This window comes from Salipaludibacillus agaradhaerens (assembly GCF_002019735.1).
Lineage (GTDB): Bacteria > Bacillota > Bacilli > Bacillales > Salisediminibacteriaceae > Salipaludibacillus > Salipaludibacillus agaradhaerens.
Genome location: NZ_KV917378.1, coordinates 310,182 through 332,863, shown reverse-complemented (window position 1 = coordinate 332,863; position 22,682 = coordinate 310,182). Strand labels below are relative to the sequence as shown.

The window sequence follows — 22,682 nt, the reverse complement described above, 5'->3', positions numbered from 1 at the left end:
GTCAAATTTAGGTCACCACTTAATATACCACTGCAAAAAGCCATTTGCCCTTAACAAGTAACCCCCTGAAGCCTTTCGGCAACAGGGGGTTTGTCTTATTAATAGGTTTGTAGGTACTGGTCGCGCTCCCAAGGGTGAACTTGTGTGCGGAACATGTCCCACTCAATTTCCTTCGCTTCGATAAAGTGCTCAAGAGCATGTTTACCGAGGGAGTTCGTGATTGTTTCGTTCTTACCAAGTGCATCAATTGCCTCTTTGAGCGTAGCTGGTAGCGCTTCAATACCTTCAGCTTGGCGCTCTTCAAGGTCCATTGCATAGATATTGCGATCAGTTTCAGGTGGCGGAGAAAGCTTTTTCTTCACGCCATCTAGACCAGCAGCCAGCATTGCAGCCATTGCTAAGTATGGGTTTGCAGCTGGGTCTGGACTACGTACTTCAATACGCGTGCTCAAACCGCGAGAAGATGGAATACGCACGAGTGGTGAACGGTTACGTAATGACCAAGCAATGTAGCAAGGTGCCTCATACCCAGGCACTAAACGCTTATAAGAGTTAACAGTCGGGTTAGTGATCGCCGTAAAGGCATCGGCATGTTTAAGGATACCACCTAAGAACTGCATAGCCGTTTCACTTAACTGATTGTCAGTATTAGGATCGAAGAATGCATTCTCTCCGTCTTTAAATAAAGACATATTGGCATGCATCCCGCTTCCGTTTACTCCAAACAGCGGTTTTGGCATGAACGTTGCATGCAAGCCATGTTTACGTGCAATAGTTTTAACTACGAGTTTAAACGTTTGAATGTTGTCACACGTTGTAACAGCATCAGCATATTTAAAATCAATCTCGTGCTGACCAGGAGCTACTTCATGGTGAGATGCTTCAATTTCAAAGCCCATGTCTTCTAGCTCTAATACGATATCACGACGGCAGTTTTCCCCTAAGTCCGTTGGAGCAAGGTCAAAGTAACCACCTTTATCATTCAGCTCAAGTGTTGGTTCACCGCGCTCATCATTTTTGAATAAGAAGAATTCTGGCTCAGGTCCAATATTGAAATCCGTAAAGCCAAGATCTTTCGCTTCTTGAAGAACCTTTTTCAACACACCACGAGGGTCCCCTTCAAATGGTGTCCCATCCGGGCTGTATACATCACAAATTAATCGTGCTACTTTCCCTTTTTCAGGAGTCCACGGGAAGATGACCCATGTATCAAGATCAGGGTAAAGATACATATCCGACTCTTCAATACGGACAAATCCTTCAATTGAAGATCCATCAAACATCATTAAATTGTCTAACGCTTTAGTTAACTGATCAACAGGAATTTCAACATTTTTGATAATACCTAGTAAATCTGTAAATTGCAGTCGGATAAATCTTACGTTTTCTTCATCTGCCATGCGTAAAATGTCTTCTCTAGAATACTTACTCATTCTTTTCTTCTCCTCCTTCAAAATATGGGCTACTTAGAATTGGAGCATCAGCTAAACCTATGAAAAGTAAAGCCCCCAGAAACTCCTCCAATTTAGAAGAATTGTGTCCATTCAGAATAGAACAAACATTCAAATTCTTCTTTAATTAACGATAGTCACATGATAACGGAGATTAAAGTCCTCATGTTCAATCTTGTCAGATTATCTGACAGGGAAATTTTCTGACAAAGATTTCTTAAAAGACTAATGTCACTTTACCCTTTTTCTTACATTGTTACTCATGATCTTGAGAAGTTAAACGAGATGTCTTTTAACTAATACATTTGCAGCTTCTGTTACAGCAAGCTTAACATGCTCAAATGTTAAACCCCCTTGAACATAAGCTGTATAAGGTGGACGAAGCGGCCCATCCGCCGATAATTCAATACTGGATCCTTGTATAAAGGTACCAGCAGCCATAATCACATCATCCTCATAGCCTGGCATATAGCTCGGCTGTGGAGCTACATGGGCATCCACAGGTGACGCACTTTGAATCGCCTGACAAAATGCAATCATGGCCTCTTTATTTGGAAAAGAGACAGACTGAATTAGATCGGTTCGTAAAGCATCCCACCGGGGCTCAGTTGTCATGCCAAGACCATTTAGAAAGTACGAGGTAAACATCGCCCCTTTTAATGCTTCGTTCACAACATGAGGTGCAAGGAAGAAACCTTGATACATATCACGCAACGTGTTTAAGTTTGCACCACCTTCTAATCCAATTCCAGGAGCCGTCAGTCTATTTCCACACAAGTCTATTAAAGCTTTTCCCCCCACTATGTAACCACCTGATTTTGCCAATCCACCCCCTGGATTTTTTATTAGAGACCCAGCAGTCAGATCAGCACCAACTTCTGGCGGCTCCACTGTCTCTACAAATTCACCGTAACAGTTATCCACAAAAACAATTACGTCTTCTTTTATTTTTTTCACGACATTTATAACTTCACGAATTTTTGCAACCGATAGCGAGGGGCGGTCAGCATAGCCCTTCGACCGTTGAATACCAATCACCTTTGTTTTGTTAGTGATGGCTTTTTCCACTTCTACTAAATCCACTTCACCATTTTTCAATGGGATGTCCTTGTACATAATACCGAAATCCTTTAATGAGCCTGAACCAGCTTCCCCTCTTACACCGATCACTTCTTCAAGCGTATCATACGGTTTGCCCGTCACGTACAGCAATTCCTCCCCTGGTCGTAAAACACCGAAGAGAGCGGTACTTATGGCGTGTGTTCCTGACACGATTTGTGGGCGTACGAGCGCCGCTTCTGCACCAAACACGTGGGCATAGACGCGTTCTAATGTGTCACGGCCCGTATCATCATAACCATATCCAGTAGATGCGTGAAAGTGGAAATCTGAAACAGCATGATCTCTAAATGCCCTAAGGACTTTCGCTTGGTTTGTCTCACTTATTTTATTACGTTCTAAAAATTTATCCTGTAAAGCAAGCACTGCTTTATCAGCTTGTTCTCTTAATGTTTGTTCTGTCATGACGTATTGAAACCTCACCTTTTTAAAATTAGTCGTTATGTCGTTTTTCTAATTCATGGTAAATAGCTGATTCAGAGGACGCGTAACCTTCTACGATATAGAGTTCACGTTCCTCGTTAAATGTTTGTTTCACTAAAATTGTTTCACTCTGCAACCGGTGAAGCCACTTTCCTTCGTCTGCATTTAAATAAACCATATAAGGAACGAATTGTTCTTCCATCACGCTTTGAATTTTAAGTTTAAGCTTGTCCAAATCTGATTTATTGTGAGCACTAATTAATATAGAAGGACCTTGCCCAGTTGCAATAAAGTCATCGGTAATAAGGTCTCTTTTATTATATACCGTTAGAACTGGTATGTGATTGGCATCCATGTCATCTATTAATTGATAAACGGTTTTCTCATGATTAACAAAATCATCATGAGAACTGTCTACCACATGTAAAATTAAATCCGCCTCTTTTAGTTCCTCAAGGGTTGAACGAAAGGCAGCGATCAGCGTTGTTGGAAGTTTTTGAATAAACCCCACTGTATCTGTCATAAGAATATCAATTCCAGCTGGAAGCTTAAGCTTTTTCGTAGTAGGATCAAGCGTAGCAAATAATTGATCTTCCACATAAATATCGGTATCGGACAATTTATGAAGTAACGTTGACTTTCCCGCATTTGTGTACCCTACAAGGGAAATTTGAAATGCTTGATTTTTCTTTCTGCGTTCACGATATCGTTCACGATGAGAGACAATTTGGGCTAATTGGGCTCTTAATTCATCCATACGTGTTCTTATATGACGTTGATCTATTTCGAGTTGTGTTTCCCCTGGTCCCCTCGTTCCAATCCCGCCCCCTAGGCGGGACAATATATGCCCCTGCCCTCTTAGTCTCGGTAAAATATACGTTAACTGAGCTAATTCTACTTGAAGCTTCCCTTCTTTAGATCTAGCTCTTTTAGCAAAAATATCCAAAATAAGTTGTGTTCGGTCAATAACAGGACTATCAATTTGTGTTGATAAATTCCGTAATTGAGAAGGGGACAACTCATCGTTAAAAATAACAAGGTCAGCTTCTTTTTCTTCAACGAGTGCTTTCAGTTCTTCTACCTTCCCTTTTCCTAAATAGGTAGCTGTATGAGGATGTTCTAAGCTTTGAAACAGCTGAGCTTTTACATATCCGCCTGCCGTTTTTGTCAAGGCTTCCAGCTCTTCCATACGATATAGAAAATCCTCTTCATTTGTAGATTTTAATCTCACGCCAGCGAGAACAACAGATTCTTCTCCTACGTTTAAACGATTTTCTTTCACGGAAACCTTCCTTTCACGATCACTCTATCATTATTTTTTGAAAAGCCTTCGTAAAATCTACTTTCATAAGTGTTAATAAGCTTTCCTGATTATAACTGTCTTGATGCATCAATCTTACTGCCTGCATACGAATGGCTTTTTCCAACAGATTTCTTATAAAACGTCCGTTACTAAAATGCTTTCGTTCATAGTCTTTAGAGATCATGAGTAATTCTTGAATATAGTCAACAGCGCCTGGACTAATGTGATAGTCTCTCTCTTTTGCCATCTGATGTAACATCTCTAAAAGTTCAGCTGATGTATAATTCGGAAATGTCACTACCATTGGGAATCTGGACGGCAAGCCTGGGTTTAGTTGTAAAAAATGATCCATCTCTTTTGGATAACCGGCAAGAATTAGCACAAAATTATGCTGACGATCTTCCATGACTTTCACGAGTGTATCAATTGCTTCTTTGCCAAAATCTTTTTCACCGCCACGAGCAAGGGAATAGGCTTCATCAACAAATAATATCCCTCCCATAGCTTTTTCAACTAACTCCCGAGTTTTTTGGGCCGTATGACCAATATACTCCCCAACAAGATCCGCACGCTCCACTTCAAGGAGATGGCCTTTTTCAAGGACATTCATATCTTTAAGAAGCTTAGCAATTAACCTAGCTACCGTCGTTTTCCCAGTACCAGGGTTCCCTTTAAAAACCATGTGGAGTGCTTGGCGACTCGTCTTTAATCCTTTCTCTTCTCTAATCGTGTTTAAATAAAGCCACGCATACATTTCACGAACAAAGGATTTCATCATATCTAACCCTACATAACGATCAAACTCTTTCATAATGGCGTGGTATTCCTTATGGCCTTTAAAAGCAGGGGGATCACTCTGCTGTACAAGACCTTCAGTTGCTATCTTATTCTCTGATTTAATTACCACATTGATTTGTCCTCTTTTATTTAATCTGGCAGACTGAACCAATGAAGTCACCACCTCTTATAATATAGTGGATACCATCCTGTCACAACTACTATACGCAACCAGTGAAAAAGGTGTGACAAATGCCTAGAAAGACGTAAAATACAGGTTTTATACGCCTCTATTCAATCCACTTTGGAAAATAACAAGCAAGATGGTTCTTTAAAATAGTTTGTGTTTCATTAAGATACGATACATTATCACTTTAGTCTTTAAAATGTTTAGTTGAAAAGAGAGGATGAAAGGGTAAGAAAGTCCGGCACATGGCCGGACTTTCTATGACTTATTGTCTTGGTTTAATTGAACATTACGTTGTGGTGAAAATGTAGAGATTGCATGTTTATAGACAAGCTGTTGTTTGCCATCCGTATCGAGAATGACTGTGAAATTATCAAAGCTTTTCACCTGTCCTCTAAGCTGAAAACCATTCAAAAGGAAAACAGTCACAGGAATGTTTTCTTTCCTTAATTGGTTTAAGAATTGATCTTGAATATTGACAGATTGTTGTTTCATTGTTATGTGCCTCCTCTTCTCGCATTAATAACTATATTCGCTCTTTATAACAACTTTCCTGCTAAAAAATCTTCAATTTCCTTTTCCCTTTTTTCCCTATCATCTGTCATATTAAACCAATGAATCGACATTTTATTTCTAAACCATGTTAATTGACGTTTAGCAAAACGACGAGAATTTCGTTTTAACAGATCGATAGCAGCCTCTTTAGTTAACTCACCTGTGAAATATGACATAATTTCTTTATAGCCTATGGCTTGCATTGATTGATAATGACGATAGCCCATCTTATAAAGTTGTTCTACCTCTTTAAATAAACCGTTCTCAACCATCATATCCACGCGTTCATTGATGCGAGCGTAGAGTAATTCTCGTTCCATAGTTAAGCCTAAAACGATGGGTATATATGAACTTGACAAAGGTGTCTGTTCATCTCCTCTGAGCGGCTTTCCTGTTAGATGATAAACTTCGAGAGCTCTTATCACTCGCCTTACATTATTTGGATGTAACTCTTGATAACTAGCAGGGTCTATCTTTTGAAGTTTATTATGTAAAGCCTCTTTACCATATTGCTGTGCATACATCTCCATCTCTTCTCTGAAAACAGGGTCTCCCTGCGCTTCAGTAAAGTGATAATTATACATAACAGCATTGACATAGAGGCCTGTCCCACCTACGAGAAGGGGCAGTTTATTTTGTGCATGAAGCGAACTGATCACCTGTTTAGCTTCCGCTTGAAAATCAGCTACTGAGAAGGAATCATCCGGATTAACGATATCAATCATATGGTGTGGGATGCCCTCCCTTTCTTGCTGCATTATTTTAGCTGTTCCAATATCCATTCCTCGATAAACTTGCATAGAGTCACCACTGACGATTTCGCCATGAAATTTTTTTGCTAATCGAATACTTAGGGCTGTCTTTCCTACAGCAGTTGGGCCTACAATGACAACTAGTGGCTTGTGATTTGTCATGTCTTTCACTCTACTCTCTTTTGACATTCAATACTTCCAAATTGATACGTGGCAGATGGTCGCTTCTGCACATTGAACCCGAACGCTTCAAACCGCTCGCTTCGAAAGTGATCCTTTAAGATGACTCTTTTTCGCGCAACCCTCACGGCTTCCCGTATAACAGTATGCGTTAATGAATCATAATTAGCATACGTGCGTAAAGGGCTAATACCGGCTGCATCATTTACTTTGTACTCAAACATGGGGTCAAAATATACCACGTCTACACTATCATCAGGTTGCTTGAGTAACCACTCTAAATGGGAGCAGTGTAAAACCGTAATCCGTCTCATCGCATCATTCAGGGGCATAAAAGATGACATATATGACGAGAACCCCTCTTTCACAATAAGAGAAATCACCTGTGACGCCTCCAGTGCTATCACTTTACCAGATGCACCAACGGCCATGCTGGCCAGTTGGGCGTCAGCCCCCAATCCCAACGTAGCATCAACAACATGATCACCTTTTTGAAGGTGACAAGCATCAATTAAAGGATCGCTTCCATGTTTCATCCAATGTTTAGCCCTAAACATGGCATTATTCGGATGAAAAAACAATGGGTCATCAGCATGTGGGTGGTAAGCTTCTATACGCTCATTTGAAACGACATAAATCGTCGTGTTAAAGGTCGTTTTTAATAAGTTAATGGACCGTTTATGACGTCTTTCGAACGGAAGCCCCCACTCATTCGCAATTCTTTCCGCTTTTACCATAACTTTGTGAGATGTTCGCCCCGATGTTGTTACAATACCTTTTAGAGTCATAATTGTACCTTTCACATTTAATTACATAATTCGTTTAAACAGTCGTTCGATTTCATAAGTGGAGTAGTGTATAATAATTGGGCGGCCATGCGGGCACGTGTACGGTTCATGACACGTACGTAAGGTTTCAAGGAGTTGAAACATCTCATCCTTTGTTAAATGTCGATTTGCTTTTATAGCTGCTTTACACGACATCAAAATAGCCGCTTCCTCTCTTAATTTCCCAATTTGAATCGTCCGCTCATTTTTTAACTGTTCTAGCATATCAGCTATTATTTCCTCTTCCTGTCCTTCAGGAAACCAAACAGGACAGGATCTAACGATATACGTTTTCGTTCCAAAAGGTTCTAAGAAAAGACCGACTTGTTCTAATACATGATGGTGCTCATTAATTAACGCTTCTTCGGCCGCCGTCATTTCAAACGTCAATGGTACCAGTAAGTCTTGCACCCTAGTATCTGCATCAGTAAGTTTATCGCGAAAATACTCGTATTTAATTCGTTCTTGCGCGGCGTGTTGATCGATCATATATAAGCCTTGATCATTTTGCGCGAGAATATACGTACCATGCAATTGACCGATCGGATAAAGGACCGGCACATCAGCAGCAGACGTGTTATCTGTTGCCTCATTCACAGGAGATAACAGAGACTCGGAAGACTTTTCCTCATTTCCTTCTTCATTGTCAGTAAGATGCCCCGCCTGCTTTTCTTCAACGCTTTCATCAGGAATAATATATCGTGTATCTGTTATCCCTGTATCATGTCGTGATGCAGGTGTTTCATGAATGGTCATTGCAGTGTCCATGTCAGTTTGGTCGTCATCTATTAAGGAACGTCCCTCTATTTTTTCTTCAGCAGGCATTACCTCTTGACCTTTTATATCATGCTCAAAAACGAACGGTACTTGTTCAGTTTTTGGGTGGGATACTCGCGCTGGCTTCGACATATCTGGAATGAGCTGTACCTGTTTAAAAGCATCTTGAATCATCGTGGCTACCAACTCTTGCAGCTGCGCCTCTTTACTAATTCGCACTTCAAGCTTAGAAGGATGAACATTCACATCCAATAGAATTGGATTCATATCAATGTGTAACACTGCTAAAGGGAATTTGCCAATAGGCAAAAGTGTATGATAACCTTGTTGAATTGATTTCATAAGCGGATAATTTCTCACATAGCGTCCATTCAAGATTGTGGACATGTACGATCTGTTAGATCGCGTAATTTCGGGCTTTGCAATAAAGCCTTTCACTGTAAAATCAAGTGATTCAGCGGAGACTTCGATGAGCTTTTTAGCTACAGACGAGCCGTATATGGCAGCTATTACGCGCTTTAGATCCCCATTCCCCATTGTTTGAAGTAACATTTTTTCATTATGAGTTAAAATAAATGACACATCAGGGTGAGAAAGGGCCATACGATTTAATACATCTGATATGTGTCCAAGTTCTGTATGGATGGTTTTTAAATATTTTAACCGAGCTGGCGTATTAAAAAATAAATCCGAGACAACAACCTCTGTGCCTTTACGGGGAGCTGTTGAGTTCCGATGTGTGATACGTCCCCCTTCAAGCGCCATTTCATAACCTTCTTGATGGCCTGTACTCGTCTTGATCAGAAGTTTAGACACAGAGGCGATACTAGGGAGCGCTTCTCCTCGAAAGCCGAGTGTTTTGATACGGAACAAATCTTGATCGTATTTAATTTTACTTGTAGCATGCCTGTCAAAAGCTGTTTCTAAATCATCACTTTCAATGCCATCCCCATCATCAAGAACCCGTATCGATGTAAGGCCCCCTTCTTCCACATCCACACGAATCACACGACTATTGGCATCTATCGCATTTTCCACAAGTTCTTTTACGACTGAAGCTGGGCGTTCAACCACTTCCCCCGCTGCTATTTTGTTGGACAAATGATCATTCAATTGAAATATTTTAGCCACGTTCTCACCTCCTTACTTTAATGACCGAGTTTACGTTGTAATTTATCAAGTAGTTGAATCGCTTCAATAGGACTTACATGAAGTAAATTCAAGGTTGTTAAATCATCAAGCACTTTTTTCTGTGTCTTTGTTAAGGCGTCTTTTTTAGCCGATGTTTTTTCACTATCGGTTGGAAACAAGCTTAATTGAGTAGGCTGATTAGTCGCTTCTGTCTGAAAGAAAGACGTTCTGCTCTCTTTGTCCTCATGTGATACCTTCAACCGATGAGCTTGTATATCTGACTGTTCTTTTTCAAACTCAGCTAAAATAACTTTAGCACGGTTAATCAACTTATCGGGGAGCTCCGCTAGTTCAGCTACATAAATACCGTAACTTCGATCAGCCGCACCGTCGACAACTTTATGTAAAAAGACGACAGTCCCGTTTTCCTCTTTTGCTGATACGTGCACATTTTTAAGTTTCGGTAAATCATTCTCCAAATGTGTCAGTTCATGGTAGTGGGTAGAAAATAACGTCTTTGCTCCGATCTCATCATGAATGTATTCAATAATTGCCTGAGCCAGAGACATGCCATCATACGTCGATGTTCCCCGTCCAATTTCATCTAACAAAATTAAACTATTTCTCGTAGACTTTGAAACAGCATGTTTTGTTTCCAGCATTTCCACCATGAAGGTGCTTTGCCCGTGAGCAAGGTCATCTGCCGCACCGATTCTCGTAAAAATTTGATCAAAGATAGGTAACTCTGCATGCGTAGCCGGTACATAGCAACCTGTTTGAGCCATGACAGAGATTAACGCTAATTGGCGCATATACGTACTTTTACCAGCCATGTTAGGTCCGGTAATTAAAAGTAACTCCCGGTCGTCTCCTAGCACGATATCGTTTGCCACATAGTCCCCTTCATCAATCATTTTTTCTACAACTGGATGCCTCCCTTCACGGATGTCCACATTTCCAGCAGGCTTTAATTCTGGTTTCACGTATCGGTGCCTCTCTGCAACTTCTGCAAAACTCTGTAGAACGTCAAAAATACTAATGACATTTGCCAGCTGTTGCAACGGGCGAATAAACGCTTTGACTTGTTCACGAATAGCCATAAATAATTCATACTCTAATTTACCGCTCTTTTCTTCGGCTTCTAAAATAAGAGCTTCTTTTTCTTTTAAATCCTCCGTAATAAAACGTTCTGCATTCGTTAATGTTTGTTTCCGCTCATAGCGACCTTCAGGCAATTGTGATAGATTAGCCTTTGTGACTTCTATATAATAACCAAACACTTTGTTAAATCCTACTTTTAGTGACCTGATGCCAGTAATTTCTTTCTCTTGCTTTTCAAGGGCTGCTATCCACGCTTTACCGTTCCTCATCGCATCTCTGTAATCATCAAGTTGATCAGAATAGCGATCTTTAATGATACCACCCTCTGTTATACTCACAGGACAATTTTCTTCTATACTCGTTTCAAGAAGGTCTCGTAACTCACTACAATCACTGATGTTCTGCATTAGCGAGTTGGCATAAGAGCTGTTTAGTTCATGCAAAGTGTTAAAGATCTCTGGTATTTTTTCAAGGGATTTTTTTAGTTGAATAAGATCCCTTCCATTCACATTTCCAAATGCCACACGGCCTGACAGTCGCTCCAAATCGTAGACTCCTTGCAACTGCTCTTGTAAGGATTCCCGCTGAAAAAAATGCTGAATTAACTTATCCACGAGCTCATGCCTATTTTCTATCGTTTGCTTATTTAGCAGGGGGCGTTCAATCCATTGCTTGAGCATACGGGCACCCATAGCCGTTTCTGTTTGATCTAACACCCATAACAACGACCCTTGCTTCTTTTTGTCAATTAACGTTTCCACGAGCTCAAGATTTCGCTTTGAATGAGCATCCATAGACATGTATTCTTGCGGCAAATAATAGACAGCTTGTTGTAAATGCTCGAGTGAACGCTTTGTCGTTCGCTGTAAATAACGAATGAGCTGATAACACGTTTCTTTAATTTTCCCCTCTGATAGCGTCTCTACTAGAGCAACAGCTTCAGTAACCGGTTCAGTATGATCTTCATAAGAGAGCGTCACCTTCAATCTCGCCTCAAAGGTTTGTTGCTTTTCCACGTCTAAGCTACTAGGAATAATCACTTCCTTTGGGCGGTACCCGGTCATTTCATTGATCAGTTCCTCAAAATCGGTTAGAATTGTCACCTTAAATTCACCTGTCGTCATATCAACCGCTGCTAAGCCTATCTCTTCTCCTTCAAATGGCGTTATTGAAAGAAGATAATTGTTCTCATTATCATGAATGGCTTGTCCTTCCATAACAGTGCCCGGTGTAATAATTTGAACCACTTCTCGTCTAACCACACCTTTTGCCATTGCTGGGTCTTCTGTTTGTTCACAAATGGCCACTTTGTAGCCTTTTTCAATCAACTGAGCTATGTAATGCTCGGCTGAATGGTAGGGAACACCACACATTGGGATACGGTCTTCCCCTTTTCCCCGAGCTGTTAACGTAATTTCTAATTCTTTTGCAGCTTTTTTTGCATCATCATAAAACATTTCATAAAAATCACCTAAGCGAAAAAATAAAAAGGCATCTTCGTAATCCGCCTTAATTCTTAAATATTGCTCCATCATCGGCGTTGTTGCAGCCATCATTATCATCCACTTTCACATCATCAAGTTTTCTGCTTTTTATACGGATTCATTATAACATACAGGACGCTTTGTTTTAATGTTTCTGCGCTTAAATAGAATAAAGTCTCTTATCACCTTTTCCTCAACTTAGGACATAAAGATTACTAAACAAATATTATACACTAGAAATATCTTCACTAATGTACAGAAGGTTATTATACCAGTTTACTTTTAAAACTTGCCTGTCATATCTCATAAAACTATTTTCACATAATAAAAGCAACACCTGCTTAAGATGGCAAGTGTTGCTAACTAAGAGCTATTATTCTTCAATTTCCCCAGTGAGAAAATTCGGATCAAGATCTTCGAATTCTTCATCTTCTATCGTTTTTTCCCAAAGTTCTTCGTCCCATTCATCTGATGTACCTTCTGGGTTAACTTGAACAGCCATCTTTGTTTCTCCTATCACTTCTACAAGGAATTCCCTTTCTACTTGAACGTCAACGTCCCTTCCATTTGATGCAATTAAGGCCTCCAATGTATTAGGCTGCTGAATAGCCCGGGCGATTACTTCCAGGTCTTCGGAAAGAATATCACTTTCTTGCATCACTAGTGGAATGACATCTGAATAAGCCACTGTTTCTGTAGCGACATTTGTTTTAGTGTTGCCAGAATAGGAATACCAAATGTTAATATCGTAATTCCCTGAGATCTCCACAGCATCTCCCTTTTTTGCTGACGTATATTTGTGGTTAATGATCCAGCAGCCTAAAATACTCGCCGGCTGATCTTCCGGTGTAATCGTATGCTTTGTTTCGGAAAATTTACGGCCTTTTCCGCAGACAGCCTTCGTTACAATCTCTCTAAACTGTACTTCTTTCTCTGACATCAATTTCCCTCCTCACACATTAATGAACCATTTGTGTTGTTGCACCATCAGTAACAAAAACATTTCTTTTTCATCGTATGCATGACAAATGTCTAATGTGCCACTATTATTTCCACACAGCCGAATAAGGCCTATACTCGTATCATGAGTTCAATTATGTATATGTGCGCATTTTTAAAAAAATGAGGAAAATTTAAGAAAACATTTATTAATACCTAAAAAATGCCACTTCGCTTAAAGAACGATAAAGTGTCACTACTAAATTAATCGTGATATCTTGAGATAGGAAAATAACTCGAAGAGAATCAGCCGAATAAACATTAAAAACCGCTTTCGAATGAAAGCGGCTCTTTATCCTACTGACAGGAATTAGATTGGAAAGGACTTTTTGTCGTCGTACCTTTCAATAGATCTCCCCCTGTCGATTCAATAATCCTAGTTGTCACTGTATTAGATATGGCATGACTAACCATCTGTAACAGCTGGTTGACTTCTGTTTGGGATTGCTTAAATTCTCTGACAAGAGGGATTTCATCTAACTCATCTTGTAAAGCATCAATTTTATCTTCTATTGCTTTTAATGCCTCGGTTTTTTGATAATGCTTCAAATTTACAGCTTCTTTTTGCAAGGACTTTATTTGTGCAATGAGTTCTTGGACACGCAAATGTTCGTTAATTTGCGCTTCAGCTCGCTTAAAGAAATCCACTTCTTCCGTTTCAGCGATCATTGCCGCCAACTCTCGTGCTTTTTCAGTAATGTCTTTTTTTGAATACATTTGCCCCATTTATTTCACCTCTACTATTTCTGTCACTTCACCGTTAAGAGACCATGTTTTAGCTTCAGTGATTTTAACATGAATCAGTTCACCTATGGCTGACTTTGGACCTCTGAAGTTAACTAATCGGTTGGTACGCGTTCTTCCCATTAAAACATCAGGATTTTTCTTACTTTCCCCTTCTACAAGAACTTCCACTACCGTACCTTCATACGCTTTATTTTTACGCGCTGACATTTCGTTCACTAAGGCATTTAATCGCTGAAGTCTATCTTTTTTCACTTCCATTGGTACATTATCTACCATTTTAGCAGCTGGGGTGCCTTCTCGCGGTGAATAAATGTACGTGTAAGCACTATCGTAATCCATTTCTTCCATTAAAGATAGCGTATCTTGAAATTGCTCCTCTGTTTCATTCGGGAAGCCAACAATAATATCGGTTGTGAACGACGCGTGAGGGATAGCTTTTTTGATCTTTTTCGCCAATGTTACATAATGATCACGTGTATATTTACGGGCCATCAATTTTAAGACATCACTATTACCACTTTGAACAGGTAAATGAATGTGTTCGACTAAGTTCCCGCCTTTCGCGAGTACTTCAATGAGATGATCATCAAAATCTCGAGGATGACTTGTCGTAAAACGTACGCGCGGGATATCAATTTTTCGTATTTCATCCATTAAGTCGCCTAACCCGTAATCCATGTCCTCTAAGTCTTTCCCATATGCGTTAACATTTTGACCAAGTAACGTAATTTCTTTATACCCGTTTCGTGCTAAATGACGTACTTCTTCAATAATATCTTCTGGGCGCCTGCTTCGTTCTTTACCACGTGTATAAGGGACAATACAATACGTACAAAATTTATCACAGCCATACATGATATTAACCCAGCCTTGAAACTTTCCTTTACGTGCCCGTGGCATATTTTCAATGATGTCGCCTTCTTTAGACCACACTTCTACAACCATTTCTTTATTAAAAATAGCATTTTTAAGTAGCTCTGGTAAACGGTGAATGTTATGTGTTCCAAAAATAAGATCGACGTGTTGATGCTTCTGTAAAATTTTGTTAACCACAGATTCTTCTTGAGACATACAGCCACAAACACCTACAATAAGGCCAGGGTTATCACGTTTCATCGGCTTCAGGTTACCAATCTCACCAAAAACTTTATTCTCAGCGTTTTCACGGATCGCACAGGTGTTTAATAAAATCACATCCGCATCTTCCGTTAAAGTTGTTGATTCAAAGCCCATAGATAAGAGGATACCAGCCATGTTCTCTGAATCATGTTCGTTCATCTGACATCCATAAGTTCTGATAAGGAATTTTTTCCCTTTTCCAATTCCCTTCATATCTTCTGGTATATCAAAATCATAGTGCACAGAAATATCTTCCTTGCCACGTTTCTTCGCCTGTTTTAGATCAGGTGGCACAAAAGTCGTTTGGAAATATTGGGAGTAATCCTTTTCCTTAACGGATTTTTTGTCCGCAGAAGAAGTCTCCTCCATTACTTTCGTTTGCTGTTTACGCTGTTCTTCGTTCATATATTATCCTACTCCTTTAAAGCAAGTTCTTTATGAAAAAATCACAATCTTTTTTCATTATAGACACTTACTTTTAAAATAACCCACAACCTCCTATTATAAAGGCTGATACTAGGTTACACAACCCAAGTATACAAAAGATCAAAGCCTTAGAATTCGTAAAAACACAACAGCTTATATGACATTTAAGGTAATAAACATTACGGATGATGGTTGACTGATATAAAAGGGACCTTCAATTCAGTGAACACTTTCGTTCTTCTCCCACTGATTGGCCGTTGAGCTTCCGTTACCTCCCTCTCTATTTTGAAGCTGGTGTTTTACGGACGATTACCTGTGATAAAGTAAAAACATTTTAACTAGCCCCTGTATTCTTCATCCACTCAGGGATAGTCAAAGAAAAGGTACATGACCATTTAGTCATGTACCTAAGCGAACTTACTTCATCACCCAACACACATGTAAAAATACACCTATTCCATTGTGATTTTACATAAATTCAGCTGTTAATTTATCAAAGTCTTCTTGTTTAAGAGGTAACTCTTGTGATGACAGACTTTTCTCTCCGAATCCTTGAACAAGGTTTTCATAGGAAGGCTGGTTTTCATTCTGATAAATTAATCCAGTGACAAGGCCCTCGTGTTCCATAAGCGTGTTCATTGCTGTTACACGGTTATGGGGATCATAATCCTCCACATCAGCCAATGAAGTCAAATTTTGCTTAAACCAATCATACGTGTTTACTTTATTAAACGTGACACAAGGACTAAAGACATTAATTAATGAGAACCCTTTATGGGCGATGCCTTTCTCAATAAGTGCTGTTAGCTCTTTCAAATCACTTGAAAAGCTTTGCGCAACAAAGGTAGCTCCTGCTGTTAAAGCCATCTCCATCACGTTAAGGGATGATTCAATGGAGCCACCAGGGGTACTTTTAGTTTTAAATCCCATCTCACTCCGTGGTGACGTTTGTCCTTTAGTCAAACCATATATTTGGTTATCCATGACAATATACGTAATATCAATATTTCGGCGAATGGCGTGAACCGTATGTCCCATTCCGATGGCAAAGCCATCTCCATCCCCACCAGAGGCAATAACAGTCAATTCCCGGTTAGCCATTTTTACCCCTTGAGCGATCGGCAAAGAGCGACCATGAATCCCATGAAAACCATATGAATTTATATAGCCAGAGATTCGACCTGAACAGCCGATACCAGACACAACAGCCAATTCCTCTGGCACCACTCCTGAGTTAGCTGCTGCCCTTTGAATAGCCGCTTGCACAGAAAAGTCTCCACACCCTGGACACCAATTGGGTTTGACATTATTTCGAAAGTCTTTAAACGTTGCCATATGCAAACAGCTCCTTGCATTGATGATAAATTTCCGCTGGGAGGAACGGATTTCCGTCATATTTTAAAATAGATTCAATACCACTTACTTCCGTGTTCATTTTCAATAATTGTGCAAGTTGAGCTGTGGCATTGTTTTCCACTACAACGACTTTTCTTGCTTTATTTATCATGTCTTGAACCTCTTCTGTCGGAAACGGGTGTAACATCCTTAGCTGACCATGGTTTACTTTGAGTCCATCTTTTTCGAGACGAGGGATAATTTCCTCTATGGTCCCTCTTGTAGAGTTAACACCTAGAATGAGCATATCAGCTTTGTCGTGTGCTTCATTTTTTAGAACAGGATTAGGGAATTTTTTAGCAAGGTGGTCTAATTTTTTCATACGCTTATCCATCTGCGCCTTTCTATTCTCTGGGCTTTCAGAAGGCTTCCCTTGTTCATTGTGTTCAACGCCAGTCACATGATGTAAGCCATGTTTCATTCCTGGAAGCACCCGTTTTGAAATACCATCTTCTGTTACCTCATAGCGTTTAAAATAAGTGCCTTTATCGAGTTCCGGCAATACTTCACCATTATCTAGTTTCCCACGATTAATATGAATCTTTGAAAAATCCAGTGGGTTAACCGTTTGCTTACCTAAAGAAAGGGCCAAATCTGTCATTAGAATAACAGGAACCTGATATTCTTCCGCAATGTTAAAGGCTTCAACAGTATCATAAAATGCTTCCTCTACACTAGAGGGTGCCATTACAACTTTAGGAATTTCACCATGAGTACCATAAATCATGGCAAATATATCTGACTGCTCTTGCTTCGTTGGTAAACCAGTACTTGGCCCACCACGCTGCGTATCTACAATCACGAGAGGTGTCTCTGTCATACCGCTTAAACCAATAGCTTCCATCATGAGAGATAACCCAGGACCCGCTGAGGCTGTTAAAGAGCGAACGCCGGCATAATTTGCGCCAATAGCCATCGTACAGGCCGCAATCTCATCTTCAGTCTGAATAACAGTCCCACCATATTCAGGTAGTTTTTTAATTAAATACTCCATAATTTCAGAGGCTGGCGTAATTGGATAAGCAGGCATAAATCGTGCTCCACCTGCTAAAGCACCTAAAGCAATGGCATCATTTCCTATCATAAACATGCGATTCATTCCATCTGCTTCATCCAATATATAGTCCCCTATACTATCTGTTGCCACATTCTCAAAGTGAGCCATCCCTTCTTGAATAGCTTTCATATTTTTCGCTACAACAGCTTCACCCTTTTTAGCAAAAATGTGTTCTACGACTGATTGAAAAATATCAGCTTTTAAGCCAAGGAGCGAGGCAGAAGCCCCTACTGCTACCATGTTTTTCATAAGTGATGTTCCTAATTCAGTTGCTATTTCCGTAAATGGTACTGAAAATAAAGTAGCATGAGATCCTTCAGGAATGGCGGGCCCAAATTTGCTATCGGCAATGACCACGCCTCCTTGTGATAATTCATGATGATTGACATCAATTGTTTCTTGGTCAAAAGCCACTAATATATCTAGATCATCAGATATGGAATTCGTTTCAAACGTGCTAACTCTAATTTTATTATTAGTATGGCCACCCTTAATTCGAGAAGAAAAGTGTCTGTAGCCGTATAAATAATAACCTTGGCGATTTAAAGCCATCGAAAAAATTTCCCCTGTACTTTCAATTCCTTCACCCTGCTGACCGCCAACTTTCCATGAAAGTTGATTAATCATGTGTCCTACACCCCTTTTTGATATGACAAGACCTCTCCATTATGTTTCCTAAGTTAGATACCCTTTACATGTGCATGTGAAGACATTCATTTAACGGATTATAATTATGTAATGCTAGTATACTAGCATTACATTTAAAAGTGCATCCAACACCTCTACTTTCAAGGCATTCACTTCTGCCAAATTTGCTAAATAGTTGCAAAAACGCTATTTTCAAATCATCAAAGGCATGTAAGCGTTTACAAACTATTTTTGCTTTTCTATATATATTGTAACATAACTTTCATATTTACTTAAAGATAAACTTGACATTTAGGCGATGTAAATGTTATAAATGAACCTTCAATCAGTGGGCGTTTTCCGTTCCTCTTCACTTTATCGCGTTAATCTAAAGTGTCATTACCTCTTACCTCAATCATTTGTTCATTTCCAAAAATATTTTTTCATGAAATTGATGAGACTCCTTTTTATTCTTTCATAGGAGAGACTACAAACCTATAAAACCTGACAGCATGCTGTCAGGTTTTATCAAGCCTATTTAAATATAGATAGCTTGTTCCGTTCATCCAGATGGCTCACTTGAGGCTATTTCTTTACCTCTGATTTCCCCCACTTGCCAATCAGTAAAAGCCTTATCTCGGTTCGATGATAAGTTTAATAGCCGTTCTCTCATCTCCATCAATCTGAATATCAGTAAAGGCCGGAATACAAATAAGATCAATACCGCTTGGGGCCACAAATCCTCTCGCAATTGCGACTGCTTTAATTGATTGATTCAATGCACCAGCTCCTATTGCCTGGATTTCTGCAGATCCTCTTTCGCGAATCACTCCTGCTAATGCACCAGCTACAGAATTTGGGTTGGATTTTGCTGAAACTTTTAATACTTCCATTTTGGTACCTCCTTAGGATTGTGAATTAAAAAGTGGAATGCTCAACCATCAAGTCAATAATGCGGTATTCCCATTATTTAACCAGCTTTAAAGAGAAAAGTCTAGAGGGTTGAATTAACTATATAGAACAATACCTCTTTTTGTATATATTCAAAACGTATAAATATATACTTTTTTTACGAATTAGGAAAAATCCCTAGACGAATATATGTCATTTTATCCTAAATCAGATCAATTGGTGCATGTCTTTAAACTAGCTCCACCGTCCTTTTTGTCCATTAGTCAAACAATGGATGTTCCTCACTAACATGGATCCTTTTAACGGCGGTCGCCTTCCCTGAGTGATCATCCACGTTTATAAAGACTCCGTTACATTGTTCCCTGCCATTTGCCACTTCAAACCTTGCAGGTAAATTTGTTAAAAACCTTTGGATGATAATATCTTTATCCATTCCAAGAATGCCATCATAAGGGCCTGTCATGCCTACATCAGTAATATATGCTGTACCTTCTGGTAAAATACGTTCATCTGCTGTTTGTACATGAGTATGCGTACCTACAACAGCTGAAACACGCCCGTCTAAATACCATCCCATCGCTAATTTTTCACTTGTTGCTTCAGCATGAAAGTCTACAAAAATGAACGGTGTTTCTTTTTTAATAATCGTTACAAGCTCATCTAGCGCTTTAAAAGGACAGTCAATCGGTGGCAAGAAAGTACGTCCTTGCGCATTTATAATTGCTATCTTTCGCTTTCCTACTTTATGAATAACGTAACCTTTTCCCGGATTTCCTTCTGGAAAATTTACAGGACGAATGAGGTTAGGAGCATTTTCTATAAATTCAAAGATTTCTTTTTTATCCCATGTGTGGTTCCCCATCGTGATGACGTCCGCACCTGTCTCAGAGATTTCATGATAGATTTTACGAGTAAGGCCTTTACCTCCTGCAGCATTTTCACCGTTAACAATCGTTACATCAGGCATGTATTTCGCTTTCAATTTCGGTAAATAATCTTTTAAAGCATCACGTCCCAGCGATCCAACCACATCGCCAATAAATAAAATTTTCATTGTTACCTTCTCCTTTTGCTCCTTATAATAAGCTTTTATTCCCATGCTACTAAACCAATTTCATCATACAAAATAAATCTGTAAAAAACGATTCATACAGTCAGTACCTTCCGCCACAAACGAACGGTGCCTATATGCCATCTTCAGTTAATGACTCAATATACCCTTTCAAATCATTGGATTTCAAATGTTGTTGATCTTTAGGGAGTGACCGGCTTTCACGGCATTCCATCTTAAAAAATGATTATATCAGAACGATTTCATAACTCATAAAGGTATCGTTATTTCCGAACGTGATGACTATTTTCACTACAGATGAACCCTTTCCATTGGTACGTCTTCAACTAATTCTGCCTTTACAAAGCTCAGTCAAAATGGATTTTCAGACTTCGCTCCCTTCCACAGAGTCACTATTTTTCATTTCTATTACGAACGTTTTATTATAAATACCCATATTATTCCTTATGTTGAGCATAGCATGACATTAAAACATTCATTATATATAATTTCGCATATTCGTATCGAACATCAAGTATACATTCACCTTACTATGTAACATTAGAATATACTTAAGGGAAAAGTGTAAGACTCTTCTTCACTTAAAGATTTCCACGTATTAATATAGCATATCCCTTCGCCAAAAAAATAAAGTGGCAATAAATCACCACTTTATTTTGCATACTCAACTGCCCGTGTTTCACGAATGACCGTTACTTTAATATGTCCCGGATAGTCAAGCTCATCTTCAATTTTCTTTGTAATATCTCTAGCTAATCTATACGAATCTTCATCCGTAATGTAGTCAGGCTTCACCATAATACGCACTTCACGTCCAGCTTGAATGGCATATGTTTTCTCAACGCCTTCAAAGGATTCAGAAATCTCCTCAAGCTTTTCAAGTCGCTTAATGTACGTCTCCAATGTCTCCCGACGTGCACCAGGTCGCGCAGCAGATAATGCATCCGCAGCAGCAACTAACGTGGCAATAACAGAGGTCGCTTCTGTATCACCATGGTGTGATGCAATACTGTTTATGACAACTGGATGTTCTTTATACTTATTACCAAGCTCCACACCGATCTCAACATGACTTCCTTCAACCTCATGGTCAATTGCTTTACCAATATCATGTAAGAGGCCTGCACGTCTGGCAAGTTGAACATCTTCTCCCAACTCGGCAGCCATGATTCCACTTAGATGAGCAACTTCCATAGAGTGTTTTAAGACATTCTGTCCATAGCTTGTTCGGAATTTTAGACGTCCCATTATTTTGATTAAATCAGGATGTAGATTGTGAATTCCCATTTCAAACGTTGTTTGTTCTCCATACTCACGAATTAATTCGTCAACTTCACGTCTAGCTTTATCCACTGTTTCTTCAATTCGGGCAGGGTGAATTCGTCCATCCTGAACAAGTTTTTCAAGCGCTGTTTTAGCGATTTCTCTTCTTATCGGATCAAAACCAGATAAGATAACAGCTTCCGGCGTATCATCAATAATGAGGTCAATGCCAGTTAACGTTTCTAAAGCTCGTATGTTTCGACCTTCCCGTCCGATAATTCGACCTTTCATTTCATCATTCGGTAAGTTTACGACAGAAACGGTCGTCTCAGCCACATGATCAGCTGCACATCGCTGTAAAGATAAAGAAAGAATTTCTTTCGCTTTTTTATCAGCTTCTTCCTTAGCTTGTGTAATAGCCTCTTTGACGAGAACAGCTTTTTCATGGGTTAGCTCATTTTCTACCGTTTTCATAATGATTTCTTTGGCATCTTCTTTAGAGAACCCAGAAATTCTTGCTAATTCTTGCTGCTGTTGATTAAATAACTCCTCGACTTTGCTATTCATCTCGTCGATTTCATGTTGACGTTTTGACAATTGCTCTTCTCGTTTTTCAAGAGTCTCTTCCTTTTTGTCCAACGTTTCACTTTTTCGATCCAATATTTCTTCCTTTTGAACCAACCGGTTCTCTTGTTTCTGAATATCGTTTCGACGATCGCGAACTTCCTGCTCTGCCTCCATACGCATTTTATGTGCCTCGTCCTTTGCCTCAAGGATGGCTTCACGCTTACTAGAGTCCGCTTCCCGCTTAGCATCTTCAATTGTTTGTCGGGCCAAAGCCTCCGCGCTTGAAATCTTTGCTTCGGCGATTGATTTACGAACGAAGTATCCAATCAAGATACCGATTGCTACAGTGAATAGCAAAATGAGGATTTGTATGATCAGATTATCCAATACTGATTCACCTCCTCATGCTATTTCTTTGTGGTCAAACATGT

General features: G+C 39.5%; 17 protein-coding genes. All 17 read right to left on the bottom strand.

All coding sequences use genetic code 11. The features are described from left to right. Positions 1 to 98: 98 nt before the first annotated feature. Positions 99 to 1,433, bottom strand: coding sequence for a type I glutamate--ammonia ligase (gene glnA, locus BK581_RS01585; RefSeq protein ID WP_078576494.1), 1,335 nt, complete (start codon positions 1,431 to 1,433; stop codon positions 99 to 101). Positions 1,434 to 1,727: 294 nt separating this feature from the next. Then, complete coding sequence (locus tag BK581_RS01580) at positions 1,728 to 2,975, bottom strand: methionine gamma-lyase family protein (protein ID WP_078576492.1); 1,248 nt, start codon at positions 2,973 to 2,975, stop codon at positions 1,728 to 1,730. A gap of 28 nt (positions 2,976 to 3,003) precedes the next feature. Further along, positions 3,004 to 4,275, bottom strand: a complete 1,272-nt coding sequence (hflX, locus tag BK581_RS01575) for a GTPase HflX (protein WP_078576490.1) — start codon at positions 4,273 to 4,275, stop codon at positions 3,004 to 3,006. 19 nt (positions 4,276 to 4,294) lie between these two features. Beyond that, the gene (locus BK581_RS01570; RefSeq protein ID WP_078576489.1) at positions 4,295 to 5,245 is read right to left on the bottom strand and encodes an AAA family ATPase; all 951 of its coding nucleotides are present in this window, start codon (positions 5,243 to 5,245) and stop codon (positions 4,295 to 4,297) included. A 273-nt stretch (positions 5,246 to 5,518) separates the two neighbouring features. After that, a complete protein-coding gene (gene hfq / locus BK581_RS01565) occupies positions 5,519 to 5,755 on the bottom strand; it encodes an RNA chaperone Hfq (protein ID WP_078576487.1) in 237 nt (78 codons plus the stop codon). Between the two features lie 44 nt (positions 5,756 to 5,799). Then, positions 5,800 to 6,729 (bottom strand): tRNA (adenosine(37)-N6)-dimethylallyltransferase MiaA, encoded by a 930-nt coding sequence (gene miaA, locus BK581_RS01560; RefSeq protein WP_078579818.1) that lies wholly within the window; start codon positions 6,727 to 6,729, stop codon positions 5,800 to 5,802. A gap of 5 nt (positions 6,730 to 6,734) precedes the next feature. After that, positions 6,735 to 7,535, bottom strand: a complete 801-nt coding sequence (locus BK581_RS01555) for a class I SAM-dependent methyltransferase (protein ID WP_078576486.1) — start codon at positions 7,533 to 7,535, stop codon at positions 6,735 to 6,737. A gap of 21 nt (positions 7,536 to 7,556) precedes the next feature. Continuing rightward, a complete protein-coding gene (mutL, locus tag BK581_RS01550; protein WP_078576484.1) occupies positions 7,557 to 9,482 on the bottom strand; it encodes a DNA mismatch repair endonuclease MutL in 1,926 nt (641 codons plus the stop codon). A 17-nt stretch (positions 9,483 to 9,499) separates the two neighbouring features. Next, on the bottom strand, positions 9,500 to 12,136 hold the full coding sequence (mutS, locus tag BK581_RS01545) for a DNA mismatch repair protein MutS (RefSeq protein ID WP_078579817.1): 2,637 nt from the start codon (positions 12,134 to 12,136) through the stop codon (positions 9,500 to 9,502). A 304-nt stretch (positions 12,137 to 12,440) separates the two neighbouring features. Continuing rightward, complete coding sequence (locus tag BK581_RS01540) at positions 12,441 to 13,007, bottom strand: outer spore coat protein CotE (RefSeq protein ID WP_078576482.1); 567 nt, start codon at positions 13,005 to 13,007, stop codon at positions 12,441 to 12,443. 356 nt (positions 13,008 to 13,363) lie between these two features. Continuing rightward, on the bottom strand, positions 13,364 to 13,792 hold the full coding sequence (locus BK581_RS01535; RefSeq protein WP_078576480.1) for a YlbF/YmcA family competence regulator: 429 nt from the start codon (positions 13,790 to 13,792) through the stop codon (positions 13,364 to 13,366). Beyond that, complete coding sequence (gene miaB / locus BK581_RS01530) at positions 13,793 to 15,337, bottom strand: tRNA (N6-isopentenyl adenosine(37)-C2)-methylthiotransferase MiaB (RefSeq protein ID WP_078576478.1); 1,545 nt, start codon at positions 15,335 to 15,337, stop codon at positions 13,793 to 13,795. Positions 15,338 to 15,826: 489 nt separating this feature from the next. After that, the gene (locus BK581_RS01525; protein WP_078576476.1) at positions 15,827 to 16,693 is read right to left on the bottom strand and encodes a 2-oxoacid:ferredoxin oxidoreductase subunit beta; all 867 of its coding nucleotides are present in this window, start codon (positions 16,691 to 16,693) and stop codon (positions 15,827 to 15,829) included. Continuing rightward, on the bottom strand, positions 16,680 to 18,437 hold the full coding sequence (locus tag BK581_RS01520) for a 2-oxoacid:acceptor oxidoreductase subunit alpha (protein ID WP_078576474.1): 1,758 nt from the start codon (positions 18,435 to 18,437) through the stop codon (positions 16,680 to 16,682). Before BK581_RS01520 ends, BK581_RS01525 begins: the two co-directional genes overlap by 14 nt. 632 nt (positions 18,438 to 19,069) lie before the next feature. Further along, on the bottom strand, positions 19,070 to 19,330 hold the full coding sequence (locus BK581_RS01515) for a stage V sporulation protein S (protein ID WP_078576472.1): 261 nt from the start codon (positions 19,328 to 19,330) through the stop codon (positions 19,070 to 19,072). 278 nt (positions 19,331 to 19,608) lie between these two features. Next, entirely contained in the window at positions 19,609 to 20,403 is a 795-nt protein-coding gene (locus BK581_RS01510) for a TIGR00282 family metallophosphoesterase (RefSeq protein WP_078576468.1), read from the bottom strand. 669 nt (positions 20,404 to 21,072) lie between these two features. Continuing rightward, entirely contained in the window at positions 21,073 to 22,638 is a 1,566-nt protein-coding gene (rny, locus tag BK581_RS01505; protein ID WP_078576466.1) for a ribonuclease Y, read from the bottom strand. Positions 22,639 to 22,682: the final 44 nt, after the last annotated feature.